At 67.3% G+C, this 25149-nt stretch carries 25 protein-coding genes and 6 pseudogenes; 15 read left to right on the top strand and 16 right to left on the bottom strand.

All coding sequences use genetic code 11. The features are described from left to right. Window positions 1–135 precede the first annotated feature (135 nt). A complete protein-coding gene (locus AB0H32_RS30635; protein ID WP_361127022.1) occupies window positions 136–1182 on the top strand; it encodes a helix-turn-helix domain-containing protein in 1047 nt (348 codons plus the stop codon). 57 nt (window positions 1183–1239) lie between these two features. Here the strand turns inward: AB0H32_RS30635 and AB0H32_RS30630 are convergent. Continuing rightward, a pseudogene (locus AB0H32_RS30630) lies at window positions 1240–1554 on the bottom strand (transposase family protein); the annotation flags it as partial. Window positions 1555–1573: 19 nt separating this feature from the next. Continuing rightward, window positions 1574–2179: a PASTA domain-containing protein gene (locus AB0H32_RS30625; RefSeq protein ID WP_361127019.1), complete on the bottom strand. Its 606-nt coding sequence runs from the start codon at window positions 2177–2179 to the stop codon at window positions 1574–1576. Window positions 2180–2724: 545 nt separating this feature from the next. Here AB0H32_RS30625 and AB0H32_RS30620 point away from each other — a divergent pair. Beyond that, window positions 2725–3078 (top strand): hypothetical protein, encoded by a 354-nt coding sequence (locus AB0H32_RS30620; RefSeq protein WP_361127016.1) that lies wholly within the window; start codon window positions 2725–2727, stop codon window positions 3076–3078. A 77-nt stretch (window positions 3079–3155) separates the two neighbouring features. Next, window positions 3156–3902, top strand: a complete 747-nt coding sequence (locus AB0H32_RS30615; RefSeq protein WP_361127013.1) for a phosphotransferase — start codon at window positions 3156–3158, stop codon at window positions 3900–3902. A 75-nt stretch (window positions 3903–3977) separates the two neighbouring features. Here the strand turns inward: AB0H32_RS30615 and AB0H32_RS30610 are convergent. Further along, window positions 3978–4777, bottom strand: a protein-coding gene (locus tag AB0H32_RS30610; protein ID WP_361127039.1) for an IS5 family transposase whose coding sequence is annotated in 2 segments (ribosomal slippage) — window positions 3978–4024 and window positions 4024–4777 — 801 coding nt in all. Because the reading frame shifts where the segments join, the coding sequence is not laid out codon by codon here. Window positions 4778–4956: 179 nt separating this feature from the next. On the opposite strand from AB0H32_RS30610, the pseudogene AB0H32_RS30605 reads away from it, so the two are divergent. From AB0H32_RS30605 to AB0H32_RS30590, 4 genes and pseudogenes are all read left to right on the top strand, one after another. Then, window positions 4957–5834: pseudogene (locus AB0H32_RS30605) on the top strand (IS5 family transposase). A gap of 409 nt (window positions 5835–6243) precedes the next feature. After that, the gene (locus tag AB0H32_RS30600; RefSeq protein ID WP_361127010.1) at window positions 6244–6585 is read left to right on the top strand and encodes a DUF6191 domain-containing protein; all 342 of its coding nucleotides are present in this window, start codon (window positions 6244–6246) and stop codon (window positions 6583–6585) included. Then, window positions 6582–7091, top strand: coding sequence for a DUF3995 domain-containing protein (locus tag AB0H32_RS30595; RefSeq protein ID WP_361127007.1), 510 nt, complete (start codon window positions 6582–6584; stop codon window positions 7089–7091). Before AB0H32_RS30600 ends, AB0H32_RS30595 begins: the two co-directional genes overlap by 4 nt. A 303-nt stretch (window positions 7092–7394) precedes the next feature. Further along, window positions 7395–7577, top strand: coding sequence for a hypothetical protein (locus AB0H32_RS30590; RefSeq protein WP_361127004.1), 183 nt, complete (start codon window positions 7395–7397; stop codon window positions 7575–7577). A 37-nt stretch (window positions 7578–7614) separates the two neighbouring features. On the opposite strand, the pseudogene AB0H32_RS30585 reads toward AB0H32_RS30590, so the two are convergent. Then, window positions 7615–8506: pseudogene (locus AB0H32_RS30585) on the bottom strand (IS5 family transposase). 109 nt (window positions 8507–8615) lie between these two features. Here AB0H32_RS30585 and AB0H32_RS30580 point away from each other — a divergent pair. Continuing rightward, entirely contained in the window at window positions 8616–9047 is a 432-nt protein-coding gene (locus AB0H32_RS30580) for an Imm1 family immunity protein (protein WP_361127001.1), read from the top strand. A 179-nt stretch (window positions 9048–9226) separates the two neighbouring features. On the opposite strand, the gene AB0H32_RS30575 is transcribed toward AB0H32_RS30580, so the two are convergent. The 4 genes from AB0H32_RS30575 to AB0H32_RS30560 all read right to left on the bottom strand — a co-directional run bounded on the left by AB0H32_RS30575 (window position 9227) and on the right by AB0H32_RS30560 (window position 11429). After that, entirely contained in the window at window positions 9227–9382 is a 156-nt protein-coding gene (locus AB0H32_RS30575) for a DUF6131 family protein (protein ID WP_361126998.1), read from the bottom strand. Window positions 9383–9428: 46 nt separating this feature from the next. Next, a complete protein-coding gene (locus tag AB0H32_RS30570) occupies window positions 9429–9923 on the bottom strand; it encodes a hypothetical protein (RefSeq protein ID WP_361126995.1) in 495 nt (164 codons plus the stop codon). Between the two features lie 38 nt (window positions 9924–9961). Then, complete coding sequence (locus AB0H32_RS30565) at window positions 9962–10519, bottom strand: hypothetical protein (RefSeq protein ID WP_361126992.1); 558 nt, start codon at window positions 10517–10519, stop codon at window positions 9962–9964. 163 nt (window positions 10520–10682) lie between these two features. Then, a complete protein-coding gene (locus AB0H32_RS30560; RefSeq protein WP_361126989.1) occupies window positions 10683–11429 on the bottom strand; it encodes an ANTAR domain-containing protein in 747 nt (248 codons plus the stop codon). Window positions 11430–11557: 128 nt separating this feature from the next. Between AB0H32_RS30560 and AB0H32_RS30555 the strand changes: the two genes are divergently transcribed. Further along, window positions 11558–11908 carry a helix-turn-helix domain-containing protein gene (locus tag AB0H32_RS30555; protein WP_361126986.1) on the top strand — a complete coding sequence of 117 codons (351 nt, stop codon included), beginning with the start codon at window positions 11558–11560 and terminating at the stop codon, window positions 11906–11908. Between the two features lie 200 nt (window positions 11909–12108). Next, on the top strand, window positions 12109–12426 hold the full coding sequence (locus AB0H32_RS30550) for a DUF6233 domain-containing protein (protein ID WP_361126983.1): 318 nt from the start codon (window positions 12109–12111) through the stop codon (window positions 12424–12426). A 97-nt stretch (window positions 12427–12523) separates the two neighbouring features. Here AB0H32_RS30550 and AB0H32_RS30545 read toward each other — a convergent pair whose 3' ends face one another. After that, window positions 12524–13003 carry a hypothetical protein gene (locus AB0H32_RS30545; RefSeq protein WP_361126980.1) on the bottom strand — a complete coding sequence of 160 codons (480 nt, stop codon included), beginning with the start codon at window positions 13001–13003 and terminating at the stop codon, window positions 12524–12526. Window positions 13004–13418: 415 nt separating this feature from the next. Between AB0H32_RS30545 and AB0H32_RS30540 the strand changes: the two genes are divergently transcribed. The 3 genes from AB0H32_RS30540 (at window position 13419) to AB0H32_RS30530 (ending at window position 15558) form a co-directional block, all read left to right on the top strand. Next, window positions 13419–14618, top strand: coding sequence for a hypothetical protein (locus AB0H32_RS30540; protein WP_361126977.1), 1200 nt, complete (start codon window positions 13419–13421; stop codon window positions 14616–14618). Next, complete coding sequence (locus AB0H32_RS30535) at window positions 14615–14965, top strand: hypothetical protein (protein ID WP_361126974.1); 351 nt, start codon at window positions 14615–14617, stop codon at window positions 14963–14965. The genes AB0H32_RS30540 and AB0H32_RS30535 overlap by 4 nt, the downstream gene beginning before the upstream one ends. Before the next feature lie 338 nt (window positions 14966–15303). Continuing rightward, window positions 15304–15558, top strand: a complete 255-nt coding sequence (locus tag AB0H32_RS30530; protein WP_361126971.1) for a hypothetical protein — start codon at window positions 15304–15306, stop codon at window positions 15556–15558. A gap of 45 nt (window positions 15559–15603) precedes the next feature. Here the strand turns inward: AB0H32_RS30530 and AB0H32_RS30525 are convergent, their stop codons facing one another. The 3 genes from AB0H32_RS30525 to AB0H32_RS30515 all read right to left on the bottom strand — a co-directional run bounded on the left by AB0H32_RS30525 (window position 15604) and on the right by AB0H32_RS30515 (window position 19567). Further along, a complete protein-coding gene (locus tag AB0H32_RS30525; RefSeq protein ID WP_361126968.1) occupies window positions 15604–16563 on the bottom strand; it encodes a hypothetical protein in 960 nt (319 codons plus the stop codon). A gap of 364 nt (window positions 16564–16927) precedes the next feature. Continuing rightward, a complete protein-coding gene (locus AB0H32_RS30520) occupies window positions 16928–18190 on the bottom strand; it encodes a hypothetical protein (protein WP_361126965.1) in 1263 nt (420 codons plus the stop codon). Window positions 18191–19171: 981 nt separating this feature from the next. Continuing rightward, a complete protein-coding gene (locus AB0H32_RS30515; protein ID WP_361126962.1) occupies window positions 19172–19567 on the bottom strand; it encodes a hypothetical protein in 396 nt (131 codons plus the stop codon). A gap of 693 nt (window positions 19568–20260) precedes the next feature. Between AB0H32_RS30515 and AB0H32_RS30510 the strand changes: the two genes are divergently transcribed. Then, on the top strand, window positions 20261–20944 hold the full coding sequence (locus tag AB0H32_RS30510) for an SAVMC3_10250 family protein (RefSeq protein ID WP_361126959.1): 684 nt from the start codon (window positions 20261–20263) through the stop codon (window positions 20942–20944). Window positions 20945–21022: 78 nt separating this feature from the next. On the opposite strand, the pseudogene AB0H32_RS30505 reads toward AB0H32_RS30510, so the two are convergent. Next, window positions 21023–21133, bottom strand: a pseudogene (locus AB0H32_RS30505) (IS5/IS1182 family transposase); the annotation flags it as partial. 215 nt (window positions 21134–21348) lie between these two features. Here AB0H32_RS30505 and AB0H32_RS30500 point away from each other — a divergent pair. Continuing rightward, window positions 21349–21891 (top strand): HEAT repeat domain-containing protein, encoded by a 543-nt coding sequence (locus AB0H32_RS30500; protein WP_361126956.1) that lies wholly within the window; start codon window positions 21349–21351, stop codon window positions 21889–21891. A 28-nt stretch (window positions 21892–21919) separates the two neighbouring features. On the opposite strand, the pseudogene AB0H32_RS30495 reads toward AB0H32_RS30500, so the two are convergent. From AB0H32_RS30495 to AB0H32_RS30485, 3 genes and pseudogenes are all read right to left on the bottom strand, one after another. Further along, window positions 21920–23603 (bottom strand): annotated as a pseudogene (locus tag AB0H32_RS30495) (ISAzo13 family transposase). A gap of 152 nt (window positions 23604–23755) precedes the next feature. Then, window positions 23756–24142, bottom strand: coding sequence for a hypothetical protein (locus AB0H32_RS30490; protein WP_361126953.1), 387 nt, complete (start codon window positions 24140–24142; stop codon window positions 23756–23758). A 22-nt stretch (window positions 24143–24164) separates the two neighbouring features. Beyond that, a pseudogene (locus tag AB0H32_RS30485) lies at window positions 24165–24877 on the bottom strand (IS5 family transposase); the annotation flags it as partial. Between the last annotated feature and the right edge of the window lie 272 nt (window positions 24878–25149).

Below are 25149 nucleotides of genomic sequence, written 5' to 3'. Positions count from 1 at the left end.
CAGCCTGGTCCCCGGGCCGGACACTGGGTGAGGGGCGAGATCGCCAAGATAAAGGGTAATCTCGCCACACGCGAGGAAGGCGAGCGGTGCGCGGACGGCGAGACGGGGCCGGGGACACCAGGGGGTAGGGCAGCGATGGCGGAGGCGGCGCGGCGGGCGGAGGACGGTGTGGATCCGGGCGCCGGTCCGGGTGCGCTGCGGATCGGGGTCCTGGCGTACCAGGGCTGCTTTGCGTCCGAAGTGTTCGGCGTCCCTGACCTGTTGACGATGGCCGGGCATGTCGCCGGACCGGACGCGCCCGGCTATCAAGTGTCGGTCGTCTCGCCCCGTCGCCGGGTCACCGCCTCGGGCGGCGCGAGCCTGGACGTGCGTCCCGTGCGCGAGGTCGACGTCCTCGTAGTCCCCGGCTTCGAACTGCGCCCGGACACGGACCTCGATGCGCGGCTCGCCCGGCTCGCCCCCGAGATCGCGGCGATCCGCGCGCAGGCCGCCGCCGGCACCGCCGTCGTCTCCCTCTGCGTCGGCGCGTTCCTGCTCGCCGAGGCTGGGCTCCTCGACCGGCGCCAGGCCACCACCTCCTGGCTGCACGCCGGCGAACTGGCCAGGCGCTGCCCAGACGCCGACGTGCGGCCCGAGCACCTGGTCGTCACCGACACGGGGGTGACGACCACGGCCGCCTTCAGCGCCATGTACGACTTCGCTCTGGACTTGATCCGCCGGCACAACGGCGCCCGGGTGGCCCGCACCACCGCCCGGGTGGCGCTCGTCGACGATGCGAGGGCTTCCCAGACCCCCTACGTCGACCCACGGCTCCTCCCGCAGCCCGGCCGGGAGTTCTCCCAGCGGGTCATGCGGCGGCTCGACCAGAACCTCGCCGAGCGGTACGACCTCGCCGCGCTCGCCAACGCCTTCCGGGTCAGCACCCGCACGCTGCTACGCCGCTTCGCCGAGGAGACCGGACGCAGCCCACTGGCCCATCTCCAGGCCTCCCGCGTCCGCCGCGCCCGCCATCTCCTGGAGACCACCGACCGCACCGTCGCCGCCATCGCTGCGGCTGTCGGCTACCAGGACCCCGGCACCTTCGCCGCCCTCTTCGCCCGCCACACCGGCCACCGCCCGAGCGCCTACCGAGCCGCCTTCCACCGCACGGACCACGCGTCCACCCCGGACGACGGCGTCTAAAACGTGTTGCAGAAGTCCGTGAGCGGGCAGCGCGGTGTGCTTGCTGGTGGTTGTCGATCATGCGGTGAGGGCGACGTTGTACATGCGGGCGATGGCCTGGACAGCGTGATGGAGGCCGTCGCCGCGCTGCCGGCAGTCGCGGAGGATCTTATGGTTCTTCATCCGGGTGAACGTGTGCTCGACGCGGGCGCGGACTTTGCGGTGCTCGGCGTTGTCTTCCTCGTGCAGGGGCAGCAGCGGTCGCTTGCCCTTGCGGCGGTGCGGGACGACGAGGCCAGTGCCCCAGTAGGCGCCGTCGGCGAGCACCGTGGCCCCGGCACACGCCTGGGCCAGGCCGGTGTCCCGGAAGGCATGGGCGTCTGCCACGTTCCCGGCCGCCTCGGGCCGTTCCTCACCGTCGGCCAGGCCATAGCCGTCTGCGGCCGTGCGCACCAGGGTTCGTTGTCTTGTTCTCCTTGCAGGTCACCAAGACAGGGTGTCCCTTGACCACGGTGGTGCCCGGAAGCGGATTCTGGTGCGACACCACCATCCCGCCGTCCGGGGGCGGTGCGTCGGTCACCGGCTTCAGCGCTGTTGTACCCGGCATCCGGGTCGCCTGATCCATAGTGTGACCCCGCAGATCAGGGACGGTCTCGGTACCCGCCGAGGCGGTGAGCAGGTCGTGGGCCTGGTCGGTCGGCTTCGAGGAGAAGCAGAACGCGGTGGCCGAACCGGCGGCCGCGGCGAGCGCGCCGATCAGCGTGGTGCGCAGCGTGGTGTCGTTGGTAACGAACGCGAGTATGGAGAAGAGCAAGAGTCCGGCGACCAGGCTGAGCGCGATCCAGCTGCGCACATCTGCGCTGGCCCTTTTCGCCAGCAGGCCGATCAGGAGGATCACCACGGCGATGATCAACAACGCGTAGAGTCCCTGCTCCCAGGTCAGCGCCTGAACGGACGTCGTGCCGATCGGCGCGGGGGACGTGGAGGGTGAGGGCGTCGGCGTCGGAGATGCGTCCAAGACCAGAAGTCGGGGCGCAGGATGCCTCCCGGGACGCCCGCACGGACCTGACAGTTCAGTCCGACGGTAAGCGCCGCCTGGCTGAAAGCCCGGATGCAACACCGCCACCGAGCAGGAGACCAGGACGAACGAGTGACTGGCCGGCCTTCGCCTCCCCACAGCTCGTGTGCCAGACCCTGCGCCCGCCCGGCGGCCTTTCCGTGAACCCCCCCGGCGCTTGGCTCCCACGACAAGACCGCCACCCGGCTCGTCACCGGATCCGGCGAAACCTGGAGCCGATATGCCCCCGGCGACCACACACGGTGCCACCAGGACAGGCCTCACTGAGGAATACGCGACACCTCAACATGCGAGCCCACCAGTCCCAGGTCCGGTATCCGCCCCGAGCTGGATGCGGCTTTGAACGACCCGATGAAGCTCGCGCGCGATACGGGAGATCAACCGATACTCACTCGCCCGTATCGACCACCGCACCAACTCCATCGAGATGCACCGGTCGGTCCAGCGTCCTGATCAACCGAATGAGCCCGCAGGAGCAGAACCGCATGCGCGAAGGCGCCCACGCCCCGATGGCGTCCGCCGATCCGCGGACCCCGACCGACCCGGAGAGCTGGCCACGCTGTGCAGAGCTGTACACGCACGTCATCGCCTCTGGCGCCATCGACTCCGACCAGCCCTGGGTACGCCAGCTGGTCATGAACATCGCCAAGTACCTGTACCACTGGCAAGACCACGGCGTCTCCCTGGACTTCTCGCAGACCGCCTGCAACGCCTGGGCAGGGCGCAGGCGCAGGGTGCGCATGCGGGGCGTGCAGCAGTCCCAGCTCTTAGGACTGCCAACAAAAGTGGTGGGCTTGACCTGGTCAGAGGTCGGTGTCGTGCACGAGGCCGCCGGGTAGCGGGACGTGGTCAGCCGCGTAATCGCACGCGACAAACCCGGCGACGTCGGCGATCATCCCCGGGATACTGGTCGCTCATGGATGAGGTCAAAGTCGTCGTCGCCCATTCCGAGCGCGCGACCCTGCGCGTCGGTGACGTGTTCTTGAAGGTGGACGCCGATCAGGCGCGCATCGACGTCGAGGTCGAGGCGATGTCCCTCGCGCCGGTCCCGACCCCGGAGGTCCTGTGGCGCAAGCCGCCCGTGCTCGCGATCGCCGCGCTCCCGGGGACGACGCTTGGGCGCCTCGGCGGGCCGTCGACCGGGTCACCGGCGGCGTGGGCCGCGGCGGGCGCCGCCATCCGGAAGCTGCACGAAGCGCCCCTGCCGCCCCTGCCGGGCCGGGCCGGGCGGAGCATCGTCGCGTTGGCGGCGGAACTCGACGACGAGTGCGAGTTGCTCGTGACGAACGGTGTCCTGCCCGCCGACCTGGTCACCCGCAACCGCCAGGTCGCCGAGGCCGCGCTCCGGCCGTGGACTCCGGCGTTCACGCACGGCGACCTGCAGATCGCGCACGTCTTCGCCGACGGCGACGAGGTCACCGGCATCATCGACTGGTCCGAAGCGGGCCAGGGTGATGCCCTGTACGACCTCGCCACCTTCACGCTCGGACACGAGGAGCACCTCGACGACGTCGTCGCCGGCTATGGCACCGACGTCGACCTCGACGTGATCCACGCGTGGTGGTCGTTGCGAAGCCTGCTGGCAGTTCGCTGGCTGATCGAGCACGGTTTCGACCCGTTCGCGCCGGGCTGTGAGGTCGACGTGCTGAGATCCCGGATGTGAGGCTGCGCGGGCCCGACTGCTGTGAATGCGTTCTGACGCATCGAGCAGGCCATCCCCTGGGGCAATCGCCCGCCCTTACTCCCGACAAAGTGCGGTGCACAGTCGTCGCCAGCAGATGACGTGCAGCCGAGGGTGACGAACGCGTGGTGGATGTCGTCGCGGGTCTCCCAGCGGATGCGCAGGCGGCGGAACCAGTGCAGCAGCACGATCGCTCCTTGCACGACCCAGCGGTACACGCCCAGGCCGGAGCCGTGCCCGGTGCCGCGCCGGGCGAGGTGCGGGGCGATCTGGAACCGGCGGACCTTGTCCCGGTAGACCTCGTGGTCATAGCCGCGGTCGGCGTACAGGTGCCTGGGGCGGCGCAGTGGCTGGCCGCGCTTGCCGCGGATCGGCGGGACGGCCTGGATCAGCGGGATCAGTTGGGTGACGTCGTTGCGGTTGCCGCCGGCGGTGATTGCCGCGAGCGGGATGCCGTGCGCCTCGACGATCAGGTGGTGCTTGCTGCCGGCCTTGCCCCGGTCCACCGGGGACGGCCCGGTGGCCGGCCCGCCCTTCATCGCGCGGATGTGGCTCGAGTCGACCGCTGCGCGGGAGAAGTCCAGCAGGTCTGCGGCCCGCAGCTCGGACAGCAGCAGTTCGTACAGGCGCTGCCAGACCCCGGCCTCGTTCCAGTCCCGCAGCCGTCGCCAGCAGGTCATCCCCGAGCCGAAGCCCAGCTCCTGGGGCAGAAACCCCCAGCGGATCCCGGTGTACAGCACGAACAGGATCCCGCACAGCACCCTGCGACTATCCAGACGCTTACGACCCGGACGCCGCGGATTACGCGGGACGACCGGCAGCAGCGGCTCGATCCGCGCCCACAACTCGTCATCGATCTCCCACGGTCTGGCAGCGGTCTTCCTCGTCTCGACTGGCTCGCACCCCCTTCGGCCAGCATCAACGAGAACTGACACACCGTCATTCCCAGAGGTCCAGAAGCCTCTTTTTGATAGGAGTCTTAAGGCCTGTCCGACGGGTCCCGTGACGGGTCTGGCGGTGGATCGTTCCGTCCCGTGTGGGGCGGGGTGATCTTACGGACGCGGAGTGGGCTCGACCGGAGTCGCACCTTCCGAAGAACACAGGTCGGGGCGGGCGGTGTCGGAGTCACCGCACAGTCATCAACGGCATTCTCTTCCGCCGGCGAACTGGCATCCCGTGGCGAAACCTGCCCACGCGGTTCGGGAAAGGGAAGACGGTGCATGACCGCCACCGGCGTTGGTCGGCGGACGGCACATGGGAGCGGATCCTTCGGGCTGTCCAGGCCGACGCAGACGCGGAGGGGCGGATCGACTGGAGCATGGTGGGCGTGGATTCCACGGTGTGCCGTGCCCACCAGCACGCCGCCGGGGCCTGTCACCGGCCGGCATGGGTTCCTGGATGGCGCAGGCGGCCAGTCCCGCACCGGCCTGACGAGGCGGTGGGCCGCTCACGCGGCGGTTCACGACCAAGATCCACCTGGCGAGTGACGGCGGATGCCGCCCGCCGTCCATACTGATCCCCCCGGACAGTGGGGTGATGCGCCGCAGTTGATCCCGGTCCTGGACCGCATCCGTGTCCCACGCCCAGCGGGCGGGCACCACGGACCCGCGTGACCATCTGTGCGGCGATAAGGCGTACAGCTCCCGTCGGAACCGCTTCTACCCGCGGCGACGGCAGATCCGGCACACCATTCCCGAGCGCAGGGACCAGCAGGCCAACCGCCAGCGGCGCGGCAGTCGAGGCGGTCGTCCCGCGGGTTTTGACCGGGCGCCCTCTACCCGCAGGAACGAGGTTGAGCGGACCATCAACGCGCTCAAGGGCCTCCGAGCTGTGGCGACCCGGTACGACAAGAGAGCGTTCGTCTTTCACGGCACGGTCACCGTCGCCGCGATCCGGCTGTGGATCCGTCAGTGATCCGCCGGACAGCTCTCAGGTCTGCTGTCCGGCAGGTCTGCCGAGGCCGGCCTGCTCCCACGGCACTCCCCCATGCGGTGGATCTCCATGACGGCGCCCCCGCCGCACGGGGGAAGCGGATCATCCGTCAGCCCGATCCCTGCGCGCTGCGGATCCAGAACAGTGATCCCATGTCAATCAGCGAGACGAGTCCAACGACGGCGGTCGAGGGGACCGACCGGCCTGTGCCGCTCTGGGCAGAGCGCATTGCCCGCGAGGTCTGTGCGAGCGGTCCATGCGCGGACCCATGTCTGGAGCCCCGAGTTCTCCCAGTCCGCACGTCCGATGAGAACGACGCCGGCCCTTCCGCCGTTTCCCGGCAGTCAACTGTGTTGAGGACGATGAGGGATCATCTGTGACGATTTGGCTCATGTCGTTCCCGGCGTTCGCGTGTCTACTGGTCTTGTTCGCCCTGGTCGAGAGCGCGTGGCGATGGTTCACGGGGCTGGGCTTGATTCCGTGGCTGAGCAGGCGCACGGGGCGGTCGTTGTCGAGCATTGCATTCGATGAATTCACGGCGGTCGTCAACGGAAACAAGACTGCAGAGCTGGAACAGCGGCGGGTGGAGCTGCTGCGGCGGGACGACGAGAGCGACGGTGCGCCGCCTCGCTCCAGCATCGACCTGGCCAAGGGCACCGCGTTTATCCTGTTGCCACAGGAAGCGGACAGCCCGTGCGCTGACAGGCGCGATGCCCGTCAGGGCCGGCGGTGAGACGCCACCCGGAGGGAACGGGCGCAGAACCGTCCACGCTGTGGGGGCGCATCGCATGCTTGTGGGCGGCCGCGTTCGCCGTGTTGCACTTCTACTGGGCCGTCGGCGGTGATGTGGGGCTGAGCATCTCCGCCGGTCCACTGGCCACCGAGCGCCCGCTGTGGTTCGTCGTAGCCGGTATGTGGGGTGTGGGTGCGCTCTGCCTCCTCGGCGCCCTGCTGGCATGGCTGCTTGCCCGGTCCAGGCTCCGGGGCCTTCCCGCTCTGCTGGCAAGGCGGCTGGGGTGGGGCGTCAGTGCCCTCCTGCTGGCCCGTGGCATCGGCGTCGAGGTGCTGCTGCTGACCAACCCAACACACCTGGATACCTCCGTGAGCGCGGGGCAGCGGGCCTGGACACTGGCCCTCTGGAACCCTTGGTTCATCGCCGGAGGACTGGCCTTCGGCCTCGCCGCCCTTTGGTCCCGCAGGCATACCGTCGCAGAACCGCCACCTCCGTCCAGACGCTAATTGCTCCGGCAGCCAGCCCACAGCCCCACTACTCCAACAGCGGCAGGTCACACACCATCAGACGGGATGGCTCCCAATTTCGTTGCCGGACCGGCGGCACCCAATCTCACCGCCCCACCGGCCCTGCTTCACCTTGTCGAAAACACTCCACTATGGCGTGGGAACGGTGAGCCAACGTGTCCTACACCTTTGCGCTGAGCCTGCTGTCCGAGACGTTCGTGCTGCTGTGCCACGGTTTGATACGCCCGCGAGGCGAGGCCGTGCCGGGCTGGGTACGATGCTCCGCGGCCAGCCCCGCCTTTCGTGGTGATCGCGCCCGGGACGCTCAGGGGGCTGCTCTTCACCGCGCTGATGGTCGACTGGGCGCCCTGCACATTGCGCTCGGGAAATGATGTGCCGAGCGCCGAGACCAATGACCGCCACCTCAACCGCAGCAGCAAGGACGGCGGACCCGCAGGCTTCGACCAGGCACGGCAACCCCGCTGACCTATCGGACACGCCCTGAAGCCTGTCTGACAAATGATCACCTGGCTGGTTCGCGGAGCCAGAGGATTAGGGAAGCTAGGACGATTCCCGCGCGATAGCGAGCGCCGAGCTTGTCGAATCGTGTGGCGATCGCCCGGAACTGCTTCAGGCGCGCGAAGCATCGTTCGACGACGTTACGGTCACGGTAGGCGACGCGGCCGAAGGCGGGTGGTCGGCCACCGAGGCTTCCTCCGCGTCGGCGGTTCGCCGCTTGGTCGCGGCGCTCGGGGATCGTCGCGATAATGCCGCGGCGCCGCAGAAGGTGCCGGATTGACCGGCTCGAGTACGCCTTGTCGCCCAGCACTTGCTCCGGCGTCATGCGCGGGCGACCCGCGGCGGCGCGCGGGACGCGGATGCCGTCAAGGACTCCGGCGAACGCGGTGGCGTCATTGACGTTGCCGGGCGTGAGCACGATCGACAGCAGCAAGCCCCGGCCGTCAACGGCGAGATGGACTTTGGTGGTCAGTCCGCCTCGGGAGCGGCCGAAGCCTGGCGCGTCTGCGAGCGGCCCGGATCTTCCAGTTCGTCCCCGCCTGCTGCCCCTTTTTTTTGCGCGGGCCGACGGCGTGCCGGTGGGCCCGGTTGATCGTGGAACCGACGGACACGGTCCACTCCACCCGGCCCACCGCGTCGTCACGAACCTGGACGTGCTCCAGCAGCCTCCCCCAGGTTCCGACCGCCTCCCAGCGGGCGAACCGCTCGTAGACCGTCTGCCACGGCCCGTACCGCTCTGGCAGGTCACGCCACGGAGCCCCGGTCCGCAACCGCCAGAGCACACCGTTGACCACCTGCCGGTGATCACGCCACGGACGGCCGCGCCCGTCCACCGGCGGCAGCAGGAGCTCGATCCGCCCCCACGCCGCGTCCGTCAACTCGCCTCCACCTGCCACAAAATCAAATATCAGGGCAGTGCGCCGCGATTGCGTTCCCGGTCGGGGCGGTAGTGTGCGTCGCCCCCGGCACGGCACGGGGACCACCAGGAACAGCGAGGGGCGCGGGATGCTGCGGGGCACACAGGCAGTCTTCCTGGAGGAGCACCGGAATACACCGGTGCTGCTCGATTCGAAGCATGCCATCGACGCGATGATCGACGCGTTGATCCTCGCCGGCCCGCTGCACAACGCCGCCCAGCTGATGTCCCTCGATCGCCAAATGTCCCCGTCGGACATGCCGGACCACATCTTCCTGGTCGGGGTCAGCACCGGTGGACAGTCCGGCATCCTGTCCTACAGCACGGGTGAGGAGGGCGCTCTGATCCCGGCCGGCGAGGCCACCGCGCCGGTAGCGATCTACATGCTCAATACCCACCCCCGAGAGTCCCTGGAGCCGACGGAAGTCCCGATCGACCTCGTGCGCCAGGCCGTGAACGAGTTCGTCCCGTCCGGCGGTCAACGGCCCACGCGCCTTGAATGGCGCGAAGAGCGGAACTGACCCCAGGCAGGGTGGAGTTGGCCCCTCTGTAACCCCTCAGCAGACAGGCAAGACCGCCGTGCCCACCTGCCTCTGCCACATGATCGGCCGGACCAGTCCTACTCCGCCCACAGGACGAACCGCGTCGGTGTATCGGGGGCAGGCCGGTGTCGCTGGAAGGGAAGTTGTACAGGCGTGCTCTACCAGTAGTGGCGCCGGCCGCCGACTGCGTGGCCGAGGGAGCCGAGGAGGAACAGGACGGCTCCGATGAGGAGCAGGATGATTCCGATTGTCCACAGGATGCCGATGTTCAGGACGAATCCGACGACGAGCAGGATGATGCCAAGTGCGATCACGGCGCTCTTCTTTCTCCCGTTGCGCCTCGCCTCACGGGTGTGTTTGTCAGGTGGTGAGCAGGCGGTTGAAGAACGAGCGATAGTGGCGCAGGGCCCTGCGCAGAGCTTCGGTATCGACCTGCTCGCCTCGGCTCCACTGCTCTTCGAGGTTCTTCTTGTGCTCGTCGAACGTCGCGGCGAGCGTCTGCATGACCTTGGCGACCAGGTTGTCCGCGGCCTGCACCGCCTGGCGAGGATCGTCAATGAAGGCACCCTGGATGTTCTCCCACTCCTTACGGAAGCCTTCCTCGTCCTGCGATGTCAGCAGTTGCGGCATCTCGTCGGCGTCTGTGGTCCGTGCGCCCGCCGCCTCGTCCGCCACGGGGGTGGCCCCGTCGCGGGACGCGAGGTCGTCGGCCCTTCTGTCGTCGCCCTCGCTCGGGTAGACCGGGGGCGGTGGAGTGGTGTTCGAGTTCGACGCTGCGTCGGCCTTGCGGGGCTGGGCGAGGTCCTCCGTGGACAGCCCGCTGTCACGAGTGTGCGGTGTGTCGTGGCGTTGCATGTCTCCTCCGTGTCCGTTCGGTTCCGGCTGCCCGAAGGTCAGGCCGGGGCGTGGCGGGTCTGGCCGCCGTCGGAGAGAAGTTCGTCGAACAGCGCCCGGTAGTGCACCATGGCGCCGCGCAGTTGCTCGGTGGTGGCCTTGTGACTCGCGCTGAGTGTGTCGATCTCGTGGGCGGCTCGGTAGTGCTCGAGGGTGCGGCCGTGCTCGACGGAGAGATCCTTGAGCTGCTGGTCGTAGCTTTCGGTGGGGTAGCCGCGGTCCTGCATCAGGGAGGTCACCAGATGGTCCGCGTCGTGTACGGCGTCCTCGGGCCGGTCCACGAACTCGTGCTGCACGTGGTCCCAGTCCCGTGAGTAGCGCTCGCGGAGACGGTCGGGCAGAGGCTTGATGTCGAGTTTGTCGTGCCGTTTCTCGCGTGCGCTGAGCTCCCGCTCGGCGGCGAGCCTGCTGTCGGCGCCGTCGACGGTCCGTTCGTACTCGGGGCCGAAGCGCTGGCGCAGAGCCCGGTGCCGCAGGAAAAGAGCCAGGGCCGCGGCACTCAGCACGACGACCACTGCGACGAGAATGACGACCGCCAAAAGCATGCCGGTAGACATCTGACCGACCTCCTCATGGATGGGCGATATCCGCTGTGTCCCCAATTTGTGTTAATTGGTGCTTCACAGTCGGGCTTTGGGTCTCCTCTCTGCGGCAGGCGCCGACGCATCCGGAAGGCAAGCCCGGCCTCAGCATCGGACTCCCGAGACCGACCCCAGCAGCTCAGATCCCGCCGGCCCAAACCTCCCTGACAGCGAATGCCGGTCCGCCGCCGGTGCTGCGTGTTCTGGCGACGGCTGCGGTCAGTTGCTGCTGGACCGGGTCGGGCAGGGGCGCGCCTTGGACGGTGGTGACGACGTCCTCGGCGAGGCGGTGCAGTTTCGTGTTGGTGTTCTGGGACGCTGTGACCAGTACCTGCCACGCCTCGTCGGGGTTCAGACCGAAAGAGGCCATGAGGATGCCGCGCGCCAGGTCGATGTCCGGGTGGGTGCGCAGCGCGCGCCTCAGCTGGACGACTTCGGTCCGCAGGAGGTCGTCGTCGGTTACTTCGCGCGGCGGCCCGGGCTTTCGGGCGGGCAGGTCAGCATGCTCGTGGGCGGGGGAGAAGAGGCTGTGGATGTCGGTATAGGTCAGCAGTCGTTCGACGGCGGGGCTGGCCGTGGTGACGGTGACCGTCTTCCCCGCCGCGACTGCGTCGCGGCGGGCGGCCAGCAGCACGTTGAGTACAGAGCAGTCCGCGAAGTGAAGCTCGCTGAGGTCCAGGTCCACACCCTCGGCCGACCGCATGATTGCATCGCGCAGGGCGTGCCGGAGGCTCTGACAGTTGTCGAGGCAGAACTCTCCGCTCACGGTGACGGTCACGCGGATCCCGGCCGGCCCTGCCTGCACCGGCAGCGCGCCGGTGGACGGCGGTGTGCGGTCGGCTTCGTTGCTGGCGAGCGGTGTGTCCGGGGACGGTAGCGTCGTCATGCTCGCCTCCTCCGGTCCTCCGGGTTGTTCTTCTCCAGGCTCAGCCGCCTCTACGTGACACGTCAACCCCTACACGAATTGATTTTCGTGTTTTTGGGTGCGTGAACGTGTGGTCGTAACATGGAGTCGTGACAGAAGTCCAGGGAGTGCCCGAGCCGCACACGGGGTGGACGTTTCTGACCAATCACGCGCGCGTGCTGGCCAGCATCGCCGACAACCACCACGCGCGGGTCCGTGACATCGCGGCGCGATGCCGGCTCACGGAACGGGCCGTCCAGAAGATCATCGCGGACCTGGAGCAGGACGGATACCTCTCCCACACCCGCCACGGCCGCTCCAATCGGTACAGGATCGACCCGGACAAGGTGCTGCGCCATCCGGCCGAGGAGGGCGTGACCGTGGCCTGCCTGCTGTCGATGCTGGCCAGGGACGAGGACGAACGCCACGGCGCCGGCGACCATGCCCGGCCCGGTTCGTGAGGGGATACCGTCTGCCGCGACCTACAAGTTCTGCCCGCCGGTCAGAGAATGAGCCGCCGGCTGGCTGTCCGACGACGAGGAGACCGTGATGGAACCTGTAGGCGACGGCGCGAGGGCCCGCCCCTAGGCCCACTAAGCCTGGCTTAGGGCGCCTAGGGGCGATGCCCCTCCTATCAGACGCCGCCCACATAATCAAACATGTGCCCGAACCGTCTCCGGCTGAACGCCTCGCCAAGCAGCGCGCCCTCGAAGAGTGGCTTGCCTGGCAGCTCGACAGCACTCGCCGGAAGATCCGTGACGTCGAGCAGCAGACAGCCGTCGGGTACATGGTCGAGCGGAAGATCCACGAGGACCACCCGCTGGGTGCGACCGTCCACCTCGCCGACTGCACCATGGCCCAGCGAGAAACCCGCCCCCTCGACGCCGGCACCGCTCGCACGGTACTCACCAAGGACACCCGGTTCTTCCAGGCCTGCGAGTTCTGCTCACCCAGCTCGATACTCGGATTGGACGGCTAAGCGCTGCGCGGGCCTGACCCGCACCTTCTTCAGTTCGCCTTCTACAGGAGAAGCGGGCCCCAACGTGCGCTCCGTAAGCACCCGCGGCTAGAGATCTTCAACGGTGCGGGTTACGTCCGGTCCGGCCGTGACGGCGGTCGTGGGCTGCGCCATGCCGCGCCGGGGGCAGCAGACACGGGGCGCGGATGCCGAGGATACCGAAGACCTCATCCCTCGCCAGGCCGCGCAGTTCCGCCATGAAGGCGGAGTCCACCCGGCCGGTCCTGGACCACATGCCGCCGAGGGACTCGGCACAGTGCTGGGCCAGGACGCTGTTGAAGTCGCCGTCCCGTATGGCCCGCATCAGGGCCGCCTCGACGAACGGACCGGAGAGGAGCTCCAGAGCCGACGCCGCCTCCTCCTGCTCGTCCTCGCGCGCCGCGGGATCCTCGAGGAGGCGTACGAGCAGAACCGCACGCTCCTCATCCGGGATCTCCGGATCGCTCCACACCCGGCCCGGCGACGAGACCACCGCCGAGTCCTCATCCGCGGTGCAGAGCCGCACTTTCCTCAACAGCCTCCCCAGCCAAGTCCTCATCTACGACAGCTCCTCGATCCCGCCCACGATGCCGACGCCGATGCCGACCACTCCACCGACGACACCCCCCAAGATCCCGCCGACCACGGGCCCGACAGACCGGAGGTCAGCCCCGGACCCGGCACCGCAACCCGCGCCCGCGAGGCCGCTCGCCGGGCGGACACCATCGTGGAGGCCCTCTGGGTCCGCTCGGCGCGCCCGCCACACCGTAGACGTCGTAGGCAACAGTCGCAGCAACCAGCAGCCTGCCACCGACCTTGGCCTTGCCAGATCGATAGCTCCACCCGGCGCCCACGGCTTGTCCAAGACAATGGGCTCCTTCCCAACCCCAGCCGTCAAAGATCCCCAGACCGAGCACTAGGCCGTCCCGGCACTACCAGGACGGCGGCGTCCGAAGACAGCCCTACCTCAGCAGATGCGCCGGATCGAGAGCGACGGGCAACGGATCCTCAATGTCGATGGACCGGAGCTCACCGACGCCCTGTCGGAAGCCTTCCGCACAGTGAGCACCGCCCTCACGACGTACTCGGACGCGGTCACCACCGCCAAGAGCCATTACAAGAGCGGCAAGGCCACCGAGAGGAAACTGTCCGAGGTGATGTCTCGCGAGGCCACCGCGATCACACCGACGGCGCGGGCTGCCGAGCCCATGCGCCAGTGGGAGGATCTGCGGGCCACCACAGGGGTGCTGGACTGGTTCTCGGCGGTGACTGTTGACGTCGACGCGATACGCGAGGACGCCGAGCGGTACTACCACCAGACCAGCGACCACTACGGCGACGCCCTGCGCGTGGAGTCCGAAGCACGCGAGCAGTGCATCGCCGGCATCAAGGCGGCCTACCGGTCCCTTCCTGACTTCCAGAGTCCCATCATGGACCCGGGGCAGTTCCTGAAGAGTCTGGGGCCGCTGCTCACCGAGGCGCACCAAGCAAGCGACAACCCCTACGCGCAGCTGCCTGGCGCGGGGCCGAAGGTGGACGCCATCCCCACCATGGGCGGCGACGTCGTGGCGAATGTGATCCTGTCGCGGATCGAGACCCGCATCGACGGACTGCCGAAGGCCCAGGGCAACAACTACTGGATGTGGTCCAACGACGACGACAATCGTCGCGAGTACATCTCCGCCAACAGTGAACTCATCAGGGCCGCCGCACACGATGCCGGCCTGCCGCCCGAGATGGTCGCTGGCATCGCCTGGCAGGAGGTCGAGGGCGACCCCGGCTGGCTCGACGACGCAGCCTTCGCAGGACGGCAGATCCTTCCCGGACAAGAGGACCCCGACGACACCTCGATGGGTCCACTGTCCATCCAGGTGCGCCGCGCCGCCGAGGTGCTCGGCTACGACCCGCACCACCTCACCGACATGCAGCGGGACGTCGTCGGGGGCGCCATCAAGGACCCGTCGAAGAACATTTTCATCGCCTCGGAGTACCTGGCCCAGCTCAAGGCGGAGAGCGGTTTCGCCGACGTACCGCCGGAACAGATGACCCGAGCCCAAATGCAGGAACTGGCTGCCCGCTACAACGGCGGACCCTACTACGAGGACCCGAACGCCCAGGGATACGGTCGGGGCTTCGACAGGAAATTGGACGACGCGAAAGAGGCGCTGCGGTGAGCTCAAGCGCACATTCGACCACCGAGGTACGCGAGAGTCGACGGCCAGGGGTCTCCAGCCGGATCGGCACCGGTGTGTGTGCGGTCGTCCTCGCCCTGGCAACCTTGGTCACCGGCTACGTCGTACTCACGGCCTTCATGGTCGAGCCGGACGGCCCCTGGGACCGACAGGCCGTCACCAACTCTCATGTCGCGGCAGGCGTCGGCTTGGCCTTCTGCTCTGTGATGGCGCTGCTGACGTGGGTATTCGTCAAAGCCGAGTGGCTCCGCAGGTGGTGGTACGCCGTCCCCGTGGTGCTGGCACTCGCCGCACTGCTGCGGCTGACCCTGTTGGGGCCCGATCTCTGATCGATCATCATGGCCGCTCCCCGCCGGACTCCGCTGTTCAGCCGAATCACGCAGCGGAGTCCAGCGGAGCGTCGAAGGGCCTGCGCATGCCGCCTGCACGGAACACCTCGCCGCTCACAGGGACCCGTTGTAAGCGCGCCGGGCCTGGGAAACCGTCTCAGCAGACCGCCAACTGAGGCGCCATGACCAGCGAGTGCCGACAGCGCCCGCGTCGAGCACCCCGGCAACCGTTAACGGCAGAACTCTCCCGTTCGGGTCGGCTGCACCGAAGCAGAAGGCCTTCCGCGGGCGGCCGACCTGAATGGCGGTGCGGCCACGGCTGGACCCATCAGGTCGCCGTGCCTGTGCCGACGCCGCCACATGGTTGGTTTTCAGTTCAGGCCGAGCCGGCTCAGCGCAGTGGTCCAGTCGGAGACGATGGCCTGCTGCGCAACCTCACCCAACAGGACGGCCTGGACGAGCTGCTCGACTGGCTCGACGTCGTCTGCAACCTCGACTGGCATACCGCCGGCGTGTGGAGGCCGTACGCGGAGCGGGACGGCGACGACTGGATCCTCGACCTCGGCAAGATCCAGTCGTCGCTGGAGTCGTAAACGAACACCCACCGGGCGGTAAACGTGTAGGTCAGACGGCCTGCGCTACGGCGTGATGGTCACGGCGTACCACTCGTGGTCCAGGATCCGTTCGGACACGACGGCACGGCCGAGTTGTCCGCCGGCGCCGGTGTTCTCGCCCTGGGGGACGTGGCTGCGGACACACGGGGCGCCTGCGGGGTTCCGCTGGATCTGGACAGTCCACACGCCAGCGCTGACCAGTCGGGGGGTGATCTCCGCGCACAGAGAGCCGTTCGTTCCGCCTTGCGTGGACTTGGCGAAGGGGAACTCGTCACAGGAGTCGTCGGTGACAGTGGGATCCTTCACGAAGGGCATCGGGGCCCGGTCGCAGGACTGGGCGCGTCTGTTGTCAGCGTTCTTCTCGCTGGCGTCACGCTGGAGCGGTTTGTCCTTGGTGCCGAAATTGTTGCCCGTGAGGTTGTTCTGTGCCCACTCGTAGGTGACGGCAGCGGCCCCGTAGGAGGACTTGGGAATGTCCACGTTGGCCATGGTTCCGCTGACGATGCAGCCGGCGCCGGGGTAGGGCCTGGCGAGTTGGTCGTCACAGCGTACGTAGACGCCGTTCCAGACGCCGTTATCGCGCTCCCCTGGCTCGGTCTCGTTCACGGAGTACACGTCCGTGTAGTAGGTGGGCAGGATGTCCGTGACGCCGTCCTGGGCGACGTCGGACCAGTACAGAAGGAAATCGTGTTTGCTCTCGCCGGCATTGAGGAGAACGTGTCTGCCGTCCCAGGCGTGGGGCTTGTTCATAGTGCACTGTCCGGAACAGGTAGCCCTGAGAGCGAACTCTATGGCGCCGACCCTGGAGGTTACTTCGGTGGCAGTGACGGTGACGTCTTCGGTCCAGGCTCTGCCTCTGGCATTCGGGCTGGCCTTGGTGACGACCCGCATGGTGGCGTGGCCGATCTCCTCCCCTGGCTTGCTGTAGAGCGTGTAGGTGACGTCGTGTTGGATGCAGTAGTCGTGGCGCGTGGTGGCGAACACACCGTTGGTGGAACCGGGGCAGCTGGTCTGTTCATCCGCCCGGGTGTGAGGGGCGAAGGTGCGGGATGTGGCGGGGCCTACCTCGGTACAGGCTGTGACCGCTCCTTCCTTCCATGCCTTGGAGCCGGGAGCAACCGCTTTGCACTTCGTGTGAGGGCCACCGTGCTGGGTGGGGGCCGCGGGCTGTGATGAGGCGGCGGCGGTCGTGGTGAGGGCGGTGGTGGTGAGAGCGAGGGAGGCTACTGTCACCAGCAGACGTCTGACGCGTTTCAACACAGTCTCCTTCCGGAGTGGTCGGTGAACGAGCAGATCCCGCACCCCGCCCACGTGGGAGAGATGCGGAACCCGTCTGAAGCAGGAAGCGTTACGCCTTTGTCAGGACGTAGGTTCCGGAGCCGTCCTGCCTGCCGCTGCTGTACTGGCGCAGCGGCTGCCCGTCGGCGTTACGGTCGTGGCCGATCATGTAGCCGGTGTACTTGTTCTGGAGGCCGATCAGGTCGGAGCCGGGAACACCCCGGTAGATGTAGAACTTCTGGAGGTCGTCTGTCTTGCAGTCGGCCTGTACCAGGGGAGATCCCTCGTCGGCCGCGTTCTGCTCGCCGATGGCCAGGCACTTGTTCGACCCGGTGTTGATGAGGATGTTCTCGGCGATGCCGCCTGTCTGCGGACCACGGCACACCAGCCAGTCGTCCTGGTTACCGGGCCAGCTCTGGGAAGGGGCCCGCAGCGTGACGGTGTCACCCTGCAGGAGGCCCGGCGCGACCCAGAACAGCGACCGGTCCTGGGTGCTGATCTTGTACACGCCCTCGTCGCAGGTGAAGCCCGGCGGCAGGTTGGGCCTGGTCGGCGGGAACGGCCAGTCCGGCTTACCCGCGATGCGCGTCTCCACCGGCGCGGACGCCTTGTGCGCCTTCACCGGCGTGTGTCGGGCCCCGGCAGGGCTGCCGCAGTCTAGGAGATCCTGCGCCTTGCGCATGATGCTGCTGGCCGGCACCTTGTCCTCGCAGCGCACGGCGCCCTCTTCGAGGGTCGTGTAGGTGGTGTAGCTGCCGCTGTCGGGGCCTTCGACCCACTTCAGGCCGTAGGTGCCGTTGCCCAGGTCGGCACGGTTGCAGTTGAGGCTGCCGTACTGGCCGGTGACCTTCTTCGTGCCCTCGTAGAGGCCGTAGTAGCCGGGCTTGCGGAAGTCCCACGTGATCGACTTCGAAGTGCTGGACGTGGAGGTGTAGTTCACCTGCACGTTCAGGCCCGCACTCGCGCCGACCATACCGAGGGTCTCGACCTGGAAACTGCCCTGGACACTGGCATTGAAGCCGACCGACACCGAGATGGTCGTCTGGGTGCTGGTGTCGACGGTCTGGGAGCCCAGCGAGCCGTCGGTGACGTACCAGCCCTTGAAGTGCGTGATCGTCGGGGCGACTTCCACGCTCTTGATGAAGGGGTGACGCTTGCCGAGATCGGCGGCAGTACAGGCCTCACCGAGCTTGGCCTGAGCAGCGGCAGGCTTTGCCGGGGCGGCGGCGGCCGGTGGGGCCGCGCAGCTCATGGCGGCTATCGCGGAGGCAGCCGCAGCGGTGAAGGCTATGAGCCCTCTGCCGAAGCGGCCGGTCGATCTTATGTGACGCATCGTTGTCTTTCCCCCTTCGGCCGGCCCGCGCGCAGGCGGGTCCCCGGCCGGTGGTGTGGTCAGTGTGATGGTGCTGAGCACGAGGGAACGTAGGACCACCGGATGAAAGGATGATGACCGAATCAGCGAATTTGATTACGCCGGGGCGGAATGGCTTGTTCTCGGTTAGTACGCGCGGGCGTTGCCCGGGTTCACCGTGATGTCCGTCCAGCATGCGGCTGGCGGGCGCCGGTAGTGCCGGGAGCGGGTACAGCCGCGGGACGACCGGGCGTCTGCCGGACGCGGCAGACAGGGCACGGACCTGACGAGGGCGCAGACCCGCGCGCCAGCCCGGGGATTGAAGCCGGCCACGGCGGGCGCGGCCCGCGGTGCCTCGTTCCTGGTGCTGGCTCCCTGCACGGTGCTCGTATCCGGCTACGACGGATGGCTGCCCCCCGGAGAGCGCCGGACCAGTCATGAAATCCGGACAAGGCTGCTAATTCCGAACCTGGGTCCGATCAGTGGTTCCTACCATCCTGGTGATCTGTACGACCGCGTGACCAGCAAGGACCACACTGGAAGGGACCATCGGGAAACGCGCCAGACGCTGCCTGGTGGCGATAGCCTCACTCGCTCTCACCGCCGCCACCTTCACCACTACCGCCGTCGCCGCACCAGATGGACCACACCCCGTACCCGCCAAGCCGGGCACCACCATCTCGAACAAGAGCTGCACGCCGACCGCACCCGGCTCAAAGGTCCGCAAGCTGGGCGCTGGCTTTGTTCATGAGAACGGACAGCAGATGTTCACGGCTACGGGAGGCGTCAGAGCGCACCGAGGATTCGAACGCGGCTTGAGTTTCGACCCGAGAGGCGGCCACCAGGGCTTGGCAGGCGGTGTGCGGTGGCCCTGCCGACATCCGTCCGAACATAGTCGTGACGTTCCCGCCAATTAGTGTGCGGCGCCGACTGTGTCAGAGTCGCACAGGCAGCCTGGACGGCTCAGTGGTCGCCCGTGTGCGGGAGCACGGGACGTGGCAGTGGCTGATGCCAGTCGCCCAGCGTCGTGAGGAGAAACTGGCGGGCGAGAGAACGAATGTCGTCCCACGCCGAATCTGTGGCCAGAGCGTTGTCCCAGGGGCCGGCGCGGCGGGTGACGTCGATCTCGCCGATGCGACGGCCGATGGCCCGAAGATGACGCTGATCCTCAGGCTCGAAGACTCCGCGCTCCGCGAGCCCTTCGGACACGCGGCACATGAGCTCCACCTCTTCAACGACGTCCTTCGTCTCCAGCTCGCGCTCGCCCAGCCAGGCAAGTTGATCTTGAGTGTCGGCCGCTAGGAGGGCCGTAATGCGCAGCGTCCAGGTGCGCAGGTTCGCGTCGCCGAGATGGTTCATGCATGCATGATCGCACCCAGCTCCCGCAATCGTGTTCGGGTGTCCGGAGGGCGGCAACGGCCTGCGTGGCGGTCGCGGAGGGTTGAAGCGGAATTAGTACTGCTGCAATCGAACAGTGTCAGACGGCAGCGCCTCCCATAGTCGTGAACATCTGCTGTCCGTTCTCATGAACACAGCCACCGGGAGCGAGGTGCTTGCCAGCCACCCACCCGTGGCGGCCGTAGCGGGGGCCGGACAGGACCCTGCCGTACGCCCACCACGCATCGTGGTGAACCCCCAGCACTCCGCGTAGAAGTCGGTGTTCTTCGGCAGGACGGCCAGGAAACGTTGGTGTGCGCCCCGGCCCGGGCCACCGACGAAAAACGGCGACCTGCTACTTTGCAGCGCTCCGGGAGGGGGAGGTTCCCGTGATGGCATTAGGGGGATCCCGGGAGATTCCCGCCGTCAGCGTGGGGCATCGTCCTCGAGCAGCAACGTCTGCGAGAAGGCGAGGACCGTTGGCAACCAGCGCAGCGACCTCCGCGAAAGTAGCCACAGATATGGCGTCCCGCCGTGATCCGGGTCGCCACGTCGTACGGTCATCGTCGCCACCCTCTTGCCCGACCGGTAGTCATCTGCTGGACTCACACGGTCACTTGAGTATCAACGGGGGGCGATTCGATGGTACGACGCACTCGCTCGACGAAGAGCAGGATGCGAGATCTCTTCTACCTGTCCGAAAGCAAGATGCGTGTCCTCGTGCCTCAGTTGCGCGGATACGACCGACGACTCGGTATCGAGGCCGGGATTAATGCCGGAATCGTTTCACTGAAGGGAATCCAGCCCGGCAGCGAGGGCAACGCTCAACCTTCTTCCGTAGAAGCGCTGGGCGCCGTAATCGAAATGGTCGAGAAGTCATTCGACGTGCGTCTGCGCACTGATCCGGATCTCCGGCCCGGTGACTGGATCAAGATCACCGAGGACTTCAACTTGTGGCTGGATCGCGGTGAGGGCGACGAGTCCGAAGGAGCGGACAGCCTCGTCTGCTTCGCGGCCACCGCCAGCCCACCGTTACTCTTGCTTGCCTCCGCTAAGCACATCCTTGAACAGCCGCAAGAAGTCCCCCCAGCAGAGCACCCACAGCATCAGACAGCCGTGATCTACATGGACCTTCTCGCCCGCAAGGCGCGTCGCCTCCTCGTTGACGACTGGGTGCCTACCCCTTTTGAGTATGGCTGGGTGCTCGATGCTGCCCGCGAGATGTGCAAATATGCGCCCGAGCGCGCTCGTTTTGAAGGACGGCAACCGATCCGACTGTCCGGGCACGCGCGCGCTCGGCGTCGGCCTCTCGATCCGACACAGCAAATACTGTGTAATCGCCACTCCTCTTTACCTTGAATACGCACCCCGCTAAGGGCTGTCCCGTAATCGATCTCCAGTCGGATCGGGACATGGCCAAGCCGTCGGCGGGTTGGTCTACGCGGCCCGGAGAAGGTTGTGGAGGCGGGCGATGCCGAGCATGGCGTGGTGGACTCCGTCGCCCTTGAGGCGGCAGTCACGGAGGATCTGACTCGAAAATGGCCGTGCGAGGGCATGGTTGATTGCCCCGGCTGTAGGGCTGGGGTGTGGGAGATCAGGCGAGTGCGAGGCCGGAGGTGTCAACCCCAAGGGCGCTCAGCTCGGCGATGAGCCGTTGCTGCCGTCGCTTGACCTGGCAGCCTTGGGCGGTGGCACGGCGTGCTTCCCTCTTCTGAGGCGAAATCCCTTTGCCTGGCTGTCCTGCGCGGTTCGACACTGAGGTCATGCTCGGATTCGTCAGGACCGACAACGAAGCCCTCGTCTCGTGCTTGGGCGACCCGCAACGCGCCGTGGAGGCCTACTGGGAGTTGCTACGTCGCAAGGAGGACGCGCTGGGCGCCATCCGTGCCGGCCTGTCCCACGAGAGCGCGGCTGTCCGAGCGGGCTGCTGCCGGCTTCTGGACCACCTGGTCGACACCGAGTCGATGGGCCAGCTCATTACCATGGCCGACGATCCCGACGCCCAGGTCAGGATCGCCGCGTTCCATGCCCTGGCTTGCGACCGGTGCAAGGGCGAAACGTGTGCGCCGGGCGCGGACCGAGTCCTCGAACCCGCACTGCAACACCTGGGCTCCGACCCCGACCGGCAGGTGCGGGTAAGGGCCGCCGAACTCGTCGGCAAGTTCGCCCATACCGATGCCCGAGCCGTCGCCGCCTTGCGGGCGTCCCAGGCGCAAGACCCGAGCCCGGCCGTCCGGAAGAAGGCGGGCTGGTTCATCCCCGGAGGGACCATCTACGAACGGACCGTCCCACGCGCGCCCAGGTAACGGGACAGCCCTTAGGGCTTGCCGGGAATCAACACGTCGGTTTGATCTTGGTTTTGTCGGGGTCGAGGAACCTGGCGACGTCTTCCCGTGTGCGGAAACGGGCTGTTGAGGCTGGGAGATGAACACCATGGGCTTCCAGGAGCGGGCAGACGTCTTTCACTGCGCGGCTGATGGTCATGGCGGTGGTGTCGAAGAGCTGGCCCAGGAGGTCCATGGTCGCGAGTTTTCGCAGGTGGAGCACGGTGACCAGGACCCGGTCGGCTGAGGTGAGCTTGGCTTTGGCACCTGCGCCAGGGGCCACCAGGCGCTCGTGGCCTCGACGTGTGCGGAGCACTTGCTCGCGTTGAACCTCCATCGCTGGAGTCAACAAGTCGATGAGCTCGCTGAGCTGCCGGCGGGTCATCCCGGTCAGTTCCGGGTCCTGGAGCGAACGCCGCGTGAGGCGAGTCGGTCTGTCCGCCAGGGCCTCGTCCGGCGTGCTGCCGGTGGTCGTCGCGTCCCTCGGACGCTGGGGGCGGAGGATGTAGTTCCAGTCGCCGTGGAAGCGATGGCGAGTGATGGGCAGGGCGGCGATCTCGTCGTCGCTGATGCGGATGCCGGTGGGGTACTCACCGCTGTCGAGTTCGGCATGGACGGTGAGACCAGTACGGCTGGTGGTCGCGGCGATGGTTTGGAGCATGACTTCATGGCTGGTCAGGGGTCTGCCGCGCCAGTTCATGGTGATGTGGGAGAACAGCCGGTGCTCGATCTTGTTCCACTTCGAGGTGCCGGGCGGAAGATGACACACCGTGATCTCAAGGCCGGTCTCGGCAGCGAGGTCGGCGAGCTGGGTCTTCCAGCCGCGGGTGCGGTAGCCGTTGGAGCCCCCGGCCGTCGGCGGTGATCAGCAGTCGGCGGGCGCGGGGGTAGTCGTGCCGGCCGCGGGCCTGCCACCAGCGCCGGATCGAGGCGACGGCAAACGCCGCGGTGTCGTGATCGGTGCCGATGCTGACCCAGCCGGTGTTCGCCGCCATGTCATAGATTCCGTACGGAATCGCTTTCTCGGCCTGGCCGGGGAAGTCGTGCGTCTTGACTCTCACGGGCTGCCCTGCGGGACGCCATTCGTGCCCGGCGTTCTTGTAGTCGCCGATCAGCTCCTTCTTCTTGCTGTCCACGCTGATCACCGGGTCACCGGCGTCCCTGTGGTCTCGTGCCTGCTCATTGAGGTAGCGGAACTGGGCGTCCCTGTCGGGGCGCTGAGCACCCTCGATGGTCTTGGCGTTGGCCTGCAGACTGAAGCCTTCCTCCCGCAGCAGGCCGGCGACCGTGTCGGCGCAGACCCGGTGGCCCTGCCGCGTCAGCTCCGCTGCCAGCTTCCGAGTCGACTTCGTCGTCCACCGCAGCGGCGACATCGGGTCGCCCCGCTCGTCGGGCTCGACCAGCGCAAGTAGCGCCGACCGCAGCCCCGGATCAAGGTCCACAGCCTTCTTCCGGCCCCCACCAGGACGACGGACCCGCCCCAACAAAGCCTGACCAGACTCGAGTTCAGCCGCTCCGCGCGAGACCGTGCCCTCCCGAACCCCGGCCGCAGCAGCGACGAGCCTGATCCCACCATGCCCCAGCGACAGCGCTTCCGCCCCTATGGCCAGCCGACGCTGACGCTCGTCCAGATGCGGCACCAACACCTGGAACTTCGCAGCCAGAACAGCCTCGATCCCCTCCGGTCTCCCCATACCAGAACAACGAGACCCACAGCTGGAAGCCACGACTTGTTTCCCGGCAAGCCCTTACAGCGGCTAACACAATGACGCGGATGGCTATTGGTGGGCACACCTGCAGGGCGAGTTGAGGGTTCGGCTGGGAGCGAGGCGTCAGTCAGGGACGGCTATCCCTCCTCCATGCTCCGCGATCCACCATGTTCAGCACGGAACTCGTCCAAGAGGGAGAAGAACATCTCCATCGGTTGAGTGCCAGTCGCCTCAGCTGCTCGTTCGATCTCGACAGCCCAGCCCAGGGCGCTGGGATATGCCATGCTCAGCCGCTTCCACAGCCACTGGGAGAAGGGGCCGCCGTTCCAGAAGTCGAAACTCTCATCGATTTCATGGATCTCGGAGGCGACTGCGTAGCCGATCAGCATGGAGTCCAGATGCTGAAGTGAGCTTCGGCGCACCCACATCCCCGGGCGGAGCCTCACCTCGTCGAGGAACTCATGGACATCGCTGAGCTCCCTCGGCCTCCGCGGCCCTGGCCTGCCGACCACCGGTTCAGTCACACCTGCAGCGTACTGGCATCAGCTAGCACAGGGACTGAATCTGCCGGTGGGTGATGAGGCAGCAGGCGAGCTTGAGAAACGCTTCGTGGATGTCGGCCCTGCGTTCCCAGCGGATCCGGAGGCGTCGGAACCCGTGGAGCCAGGCGAAGGTCCGCTCGACCACCCACCGGTAGGTGCCCAGTCCGGTGCCGTGCCGGGTGCCGCGGCGGGCAATCGCGGGCACGATGCCGCGGGCACGGATTTGGTCGCGGTAGATGTCGTGGTCGTAGCCGCGGTCGGCGAACAGCGAGTCCGGCTTGCGGCGGGGCCAGCCGACCCGCCCACGGACCGCCGGGATCGCATCGAGCAGGGGCAGCAGCTGGGTGACGTCGTTGCGGTTCCCACCGGTGAGCAGGACCGCGAGTGGGGTGCCGTGCCCATCGGTGATCAGGTGGTGTTTCGAGCCGGCCCGGCCCCGGTCGACCGGCGACGGCCCCGTGTGTTGCCCCCTTTTAACGCCCTGACGTGGGAGGAGTCGACCACGCAGCGGGACCAGTCCAGCCGGGAAGCTGCATTCAGTTCGGCGAGCAGGCCCTCGTGCAGCCGTTGCCAGACGCCAGCCTCGTTCCAGTCCCGCAACCGCCGCCAGCACGTCATGCCCGAGCCGAACCCCAACTCCTGTGGCAAGTACTCCCACTGGATCCCGGTGTGCAGGACATACAGGATGCCGCAGAGCACATTGCGGTCCGGCACAGGCTTGTTACAGCGGCTAACACAATGAGCTAGATCGGTCCGGTTGGCCGTGTCTGATGCGGGAGTTGGGCGTTCGGGTTGTGTGGGTTGTGCGCCGTGGATCGTGTCCGATGACTTGTGAGAGCGGATCGAACCGCTGCTGCCGATACGGGAGCGTCGGTACCGGTATCCGGGCCGTTAGGGGTCAAGCCGCTGAGGTGAGCACGACGGGAAAAGCGGTGCCTTCCTCGAACGGGCGGCGATTCTGCAGGCAGTAGTAAAGCTGTCCGATCATG

Origin of the sequence: Streptomyces sp. NPDC020362 (assembly GCF_040642095.1) — a bacterium.
Classification (GTDB): domain Bacteria; phylum Actinomycetota; class Actinomycetes; order Streptomycetales; family Streptomycetaceae; genus Streptomyces.
The sequence above is the reverse complement of the archived record's forward strand: the minus strand, read 5'-3'. Positions and strand labels throughout refer to the sequence as shown.

Bases quoted from the DNA above. Each gene is read 5' to 3' on its own strand.
- AB0H32_RS30635 (WP_361127022.1), top strand. From the start codon at position 136: ATGGCGGAGGCGGCGCGGCGGGCGGAGGACGGTGTGGATCCGGGCGCC.
- AB0H32_RS30620 (WP_361127016.1), top strand. From the start codon at position 2,725: ATGCGCGAAGGCGCCCACGCCCCGATGGCGTCCGCCGATCCGCGGACC.
- AB0H32_RS30615 (WP_361127013.1), top strand. From the start codon at position 3,156: ATGGATGAGGTCAAAGTCGTCGTCGCCCATTCCGAGCGCGCGACCCTG.
- AB0H32_RS30600 (WP_361127010.1), top strand. From the start codon at position 6,244: ATGTCGTTCCCGGCGTTCGCGTGTCTACTGGTCTTGTTCGCCCTGGTC.
- AB0H32_RS30580 (WP_361127001.1), top strand. From the start codon at position 8,616: ATGCTGCGGGGCACACAGGCAGTCTTCCTGGAGGAGCACCGGAATACA.
- AB0H32_RS30570 (WP_361126995.1), bottom strand. From the start codon at position 9,923: ATGCAACGCCACGACACACCGCACACTCGTGACAGCGGGCTGTCCACG.
- AB0H32_RS30565 (WP_361126992.1), bottom strand. From the start codon at position 10,519: ATGTCTACCGGCATGCTTTTGGCGGTCGTCATTCTCGTCGCAGTGGTC.
- AB0H32_RS30560 (WP_361126989.1), bottom strand. From the start codon at position 11,429: ATGACGACGCTACCGTCCCCGGACACACCGCTCGCCAGCAACGAAGCC.
- AB0H32_RS30545 (WP_361126980.1), bottom strand. From the start codon at position 13,003: ATGAGGACTTGGCTGGGGAGGCTGTTGAGGAAAGTGCGGCTCTGCACC.
- AB0H32_RS30540 (WP_361126977.1), top strand. From the start codon at position 13,419: ATGCGCCGGATCGAGAGCGACGGGCAACGGATCCTCAATGTCGATGGA.
- AB0H32_RS30520 (WP_361126965.1), bottom strand. From the start codon at position 18,190: ATGCGTCACATAAGATCGACCGGCCGCTTCGGCAGAGGGCTCATAGCC.
- AB0H32_RS30515 (WP_361126962.1), bottom strand. From the start codon at position 19,567: ATGAACCATCTCGGCGACGCGAACCTGCGCACCTGGACGCTGCGCATT.
- AB0H32_RS30510 (WP_361126959.1), top strand. From the start codon at position 20,261: ATGCGAGATCTCTTCTACCTGTCCGAAAGCAAGATGCGTGTCCTCGTG.
- AB0H32_RS30500 (WP_361126956.1), top strand. From the start codon at position 21,349: ATGCTCGGATTCGTCAGGACCGACAACGAAGCCCTCGTCTCGTGCTTG.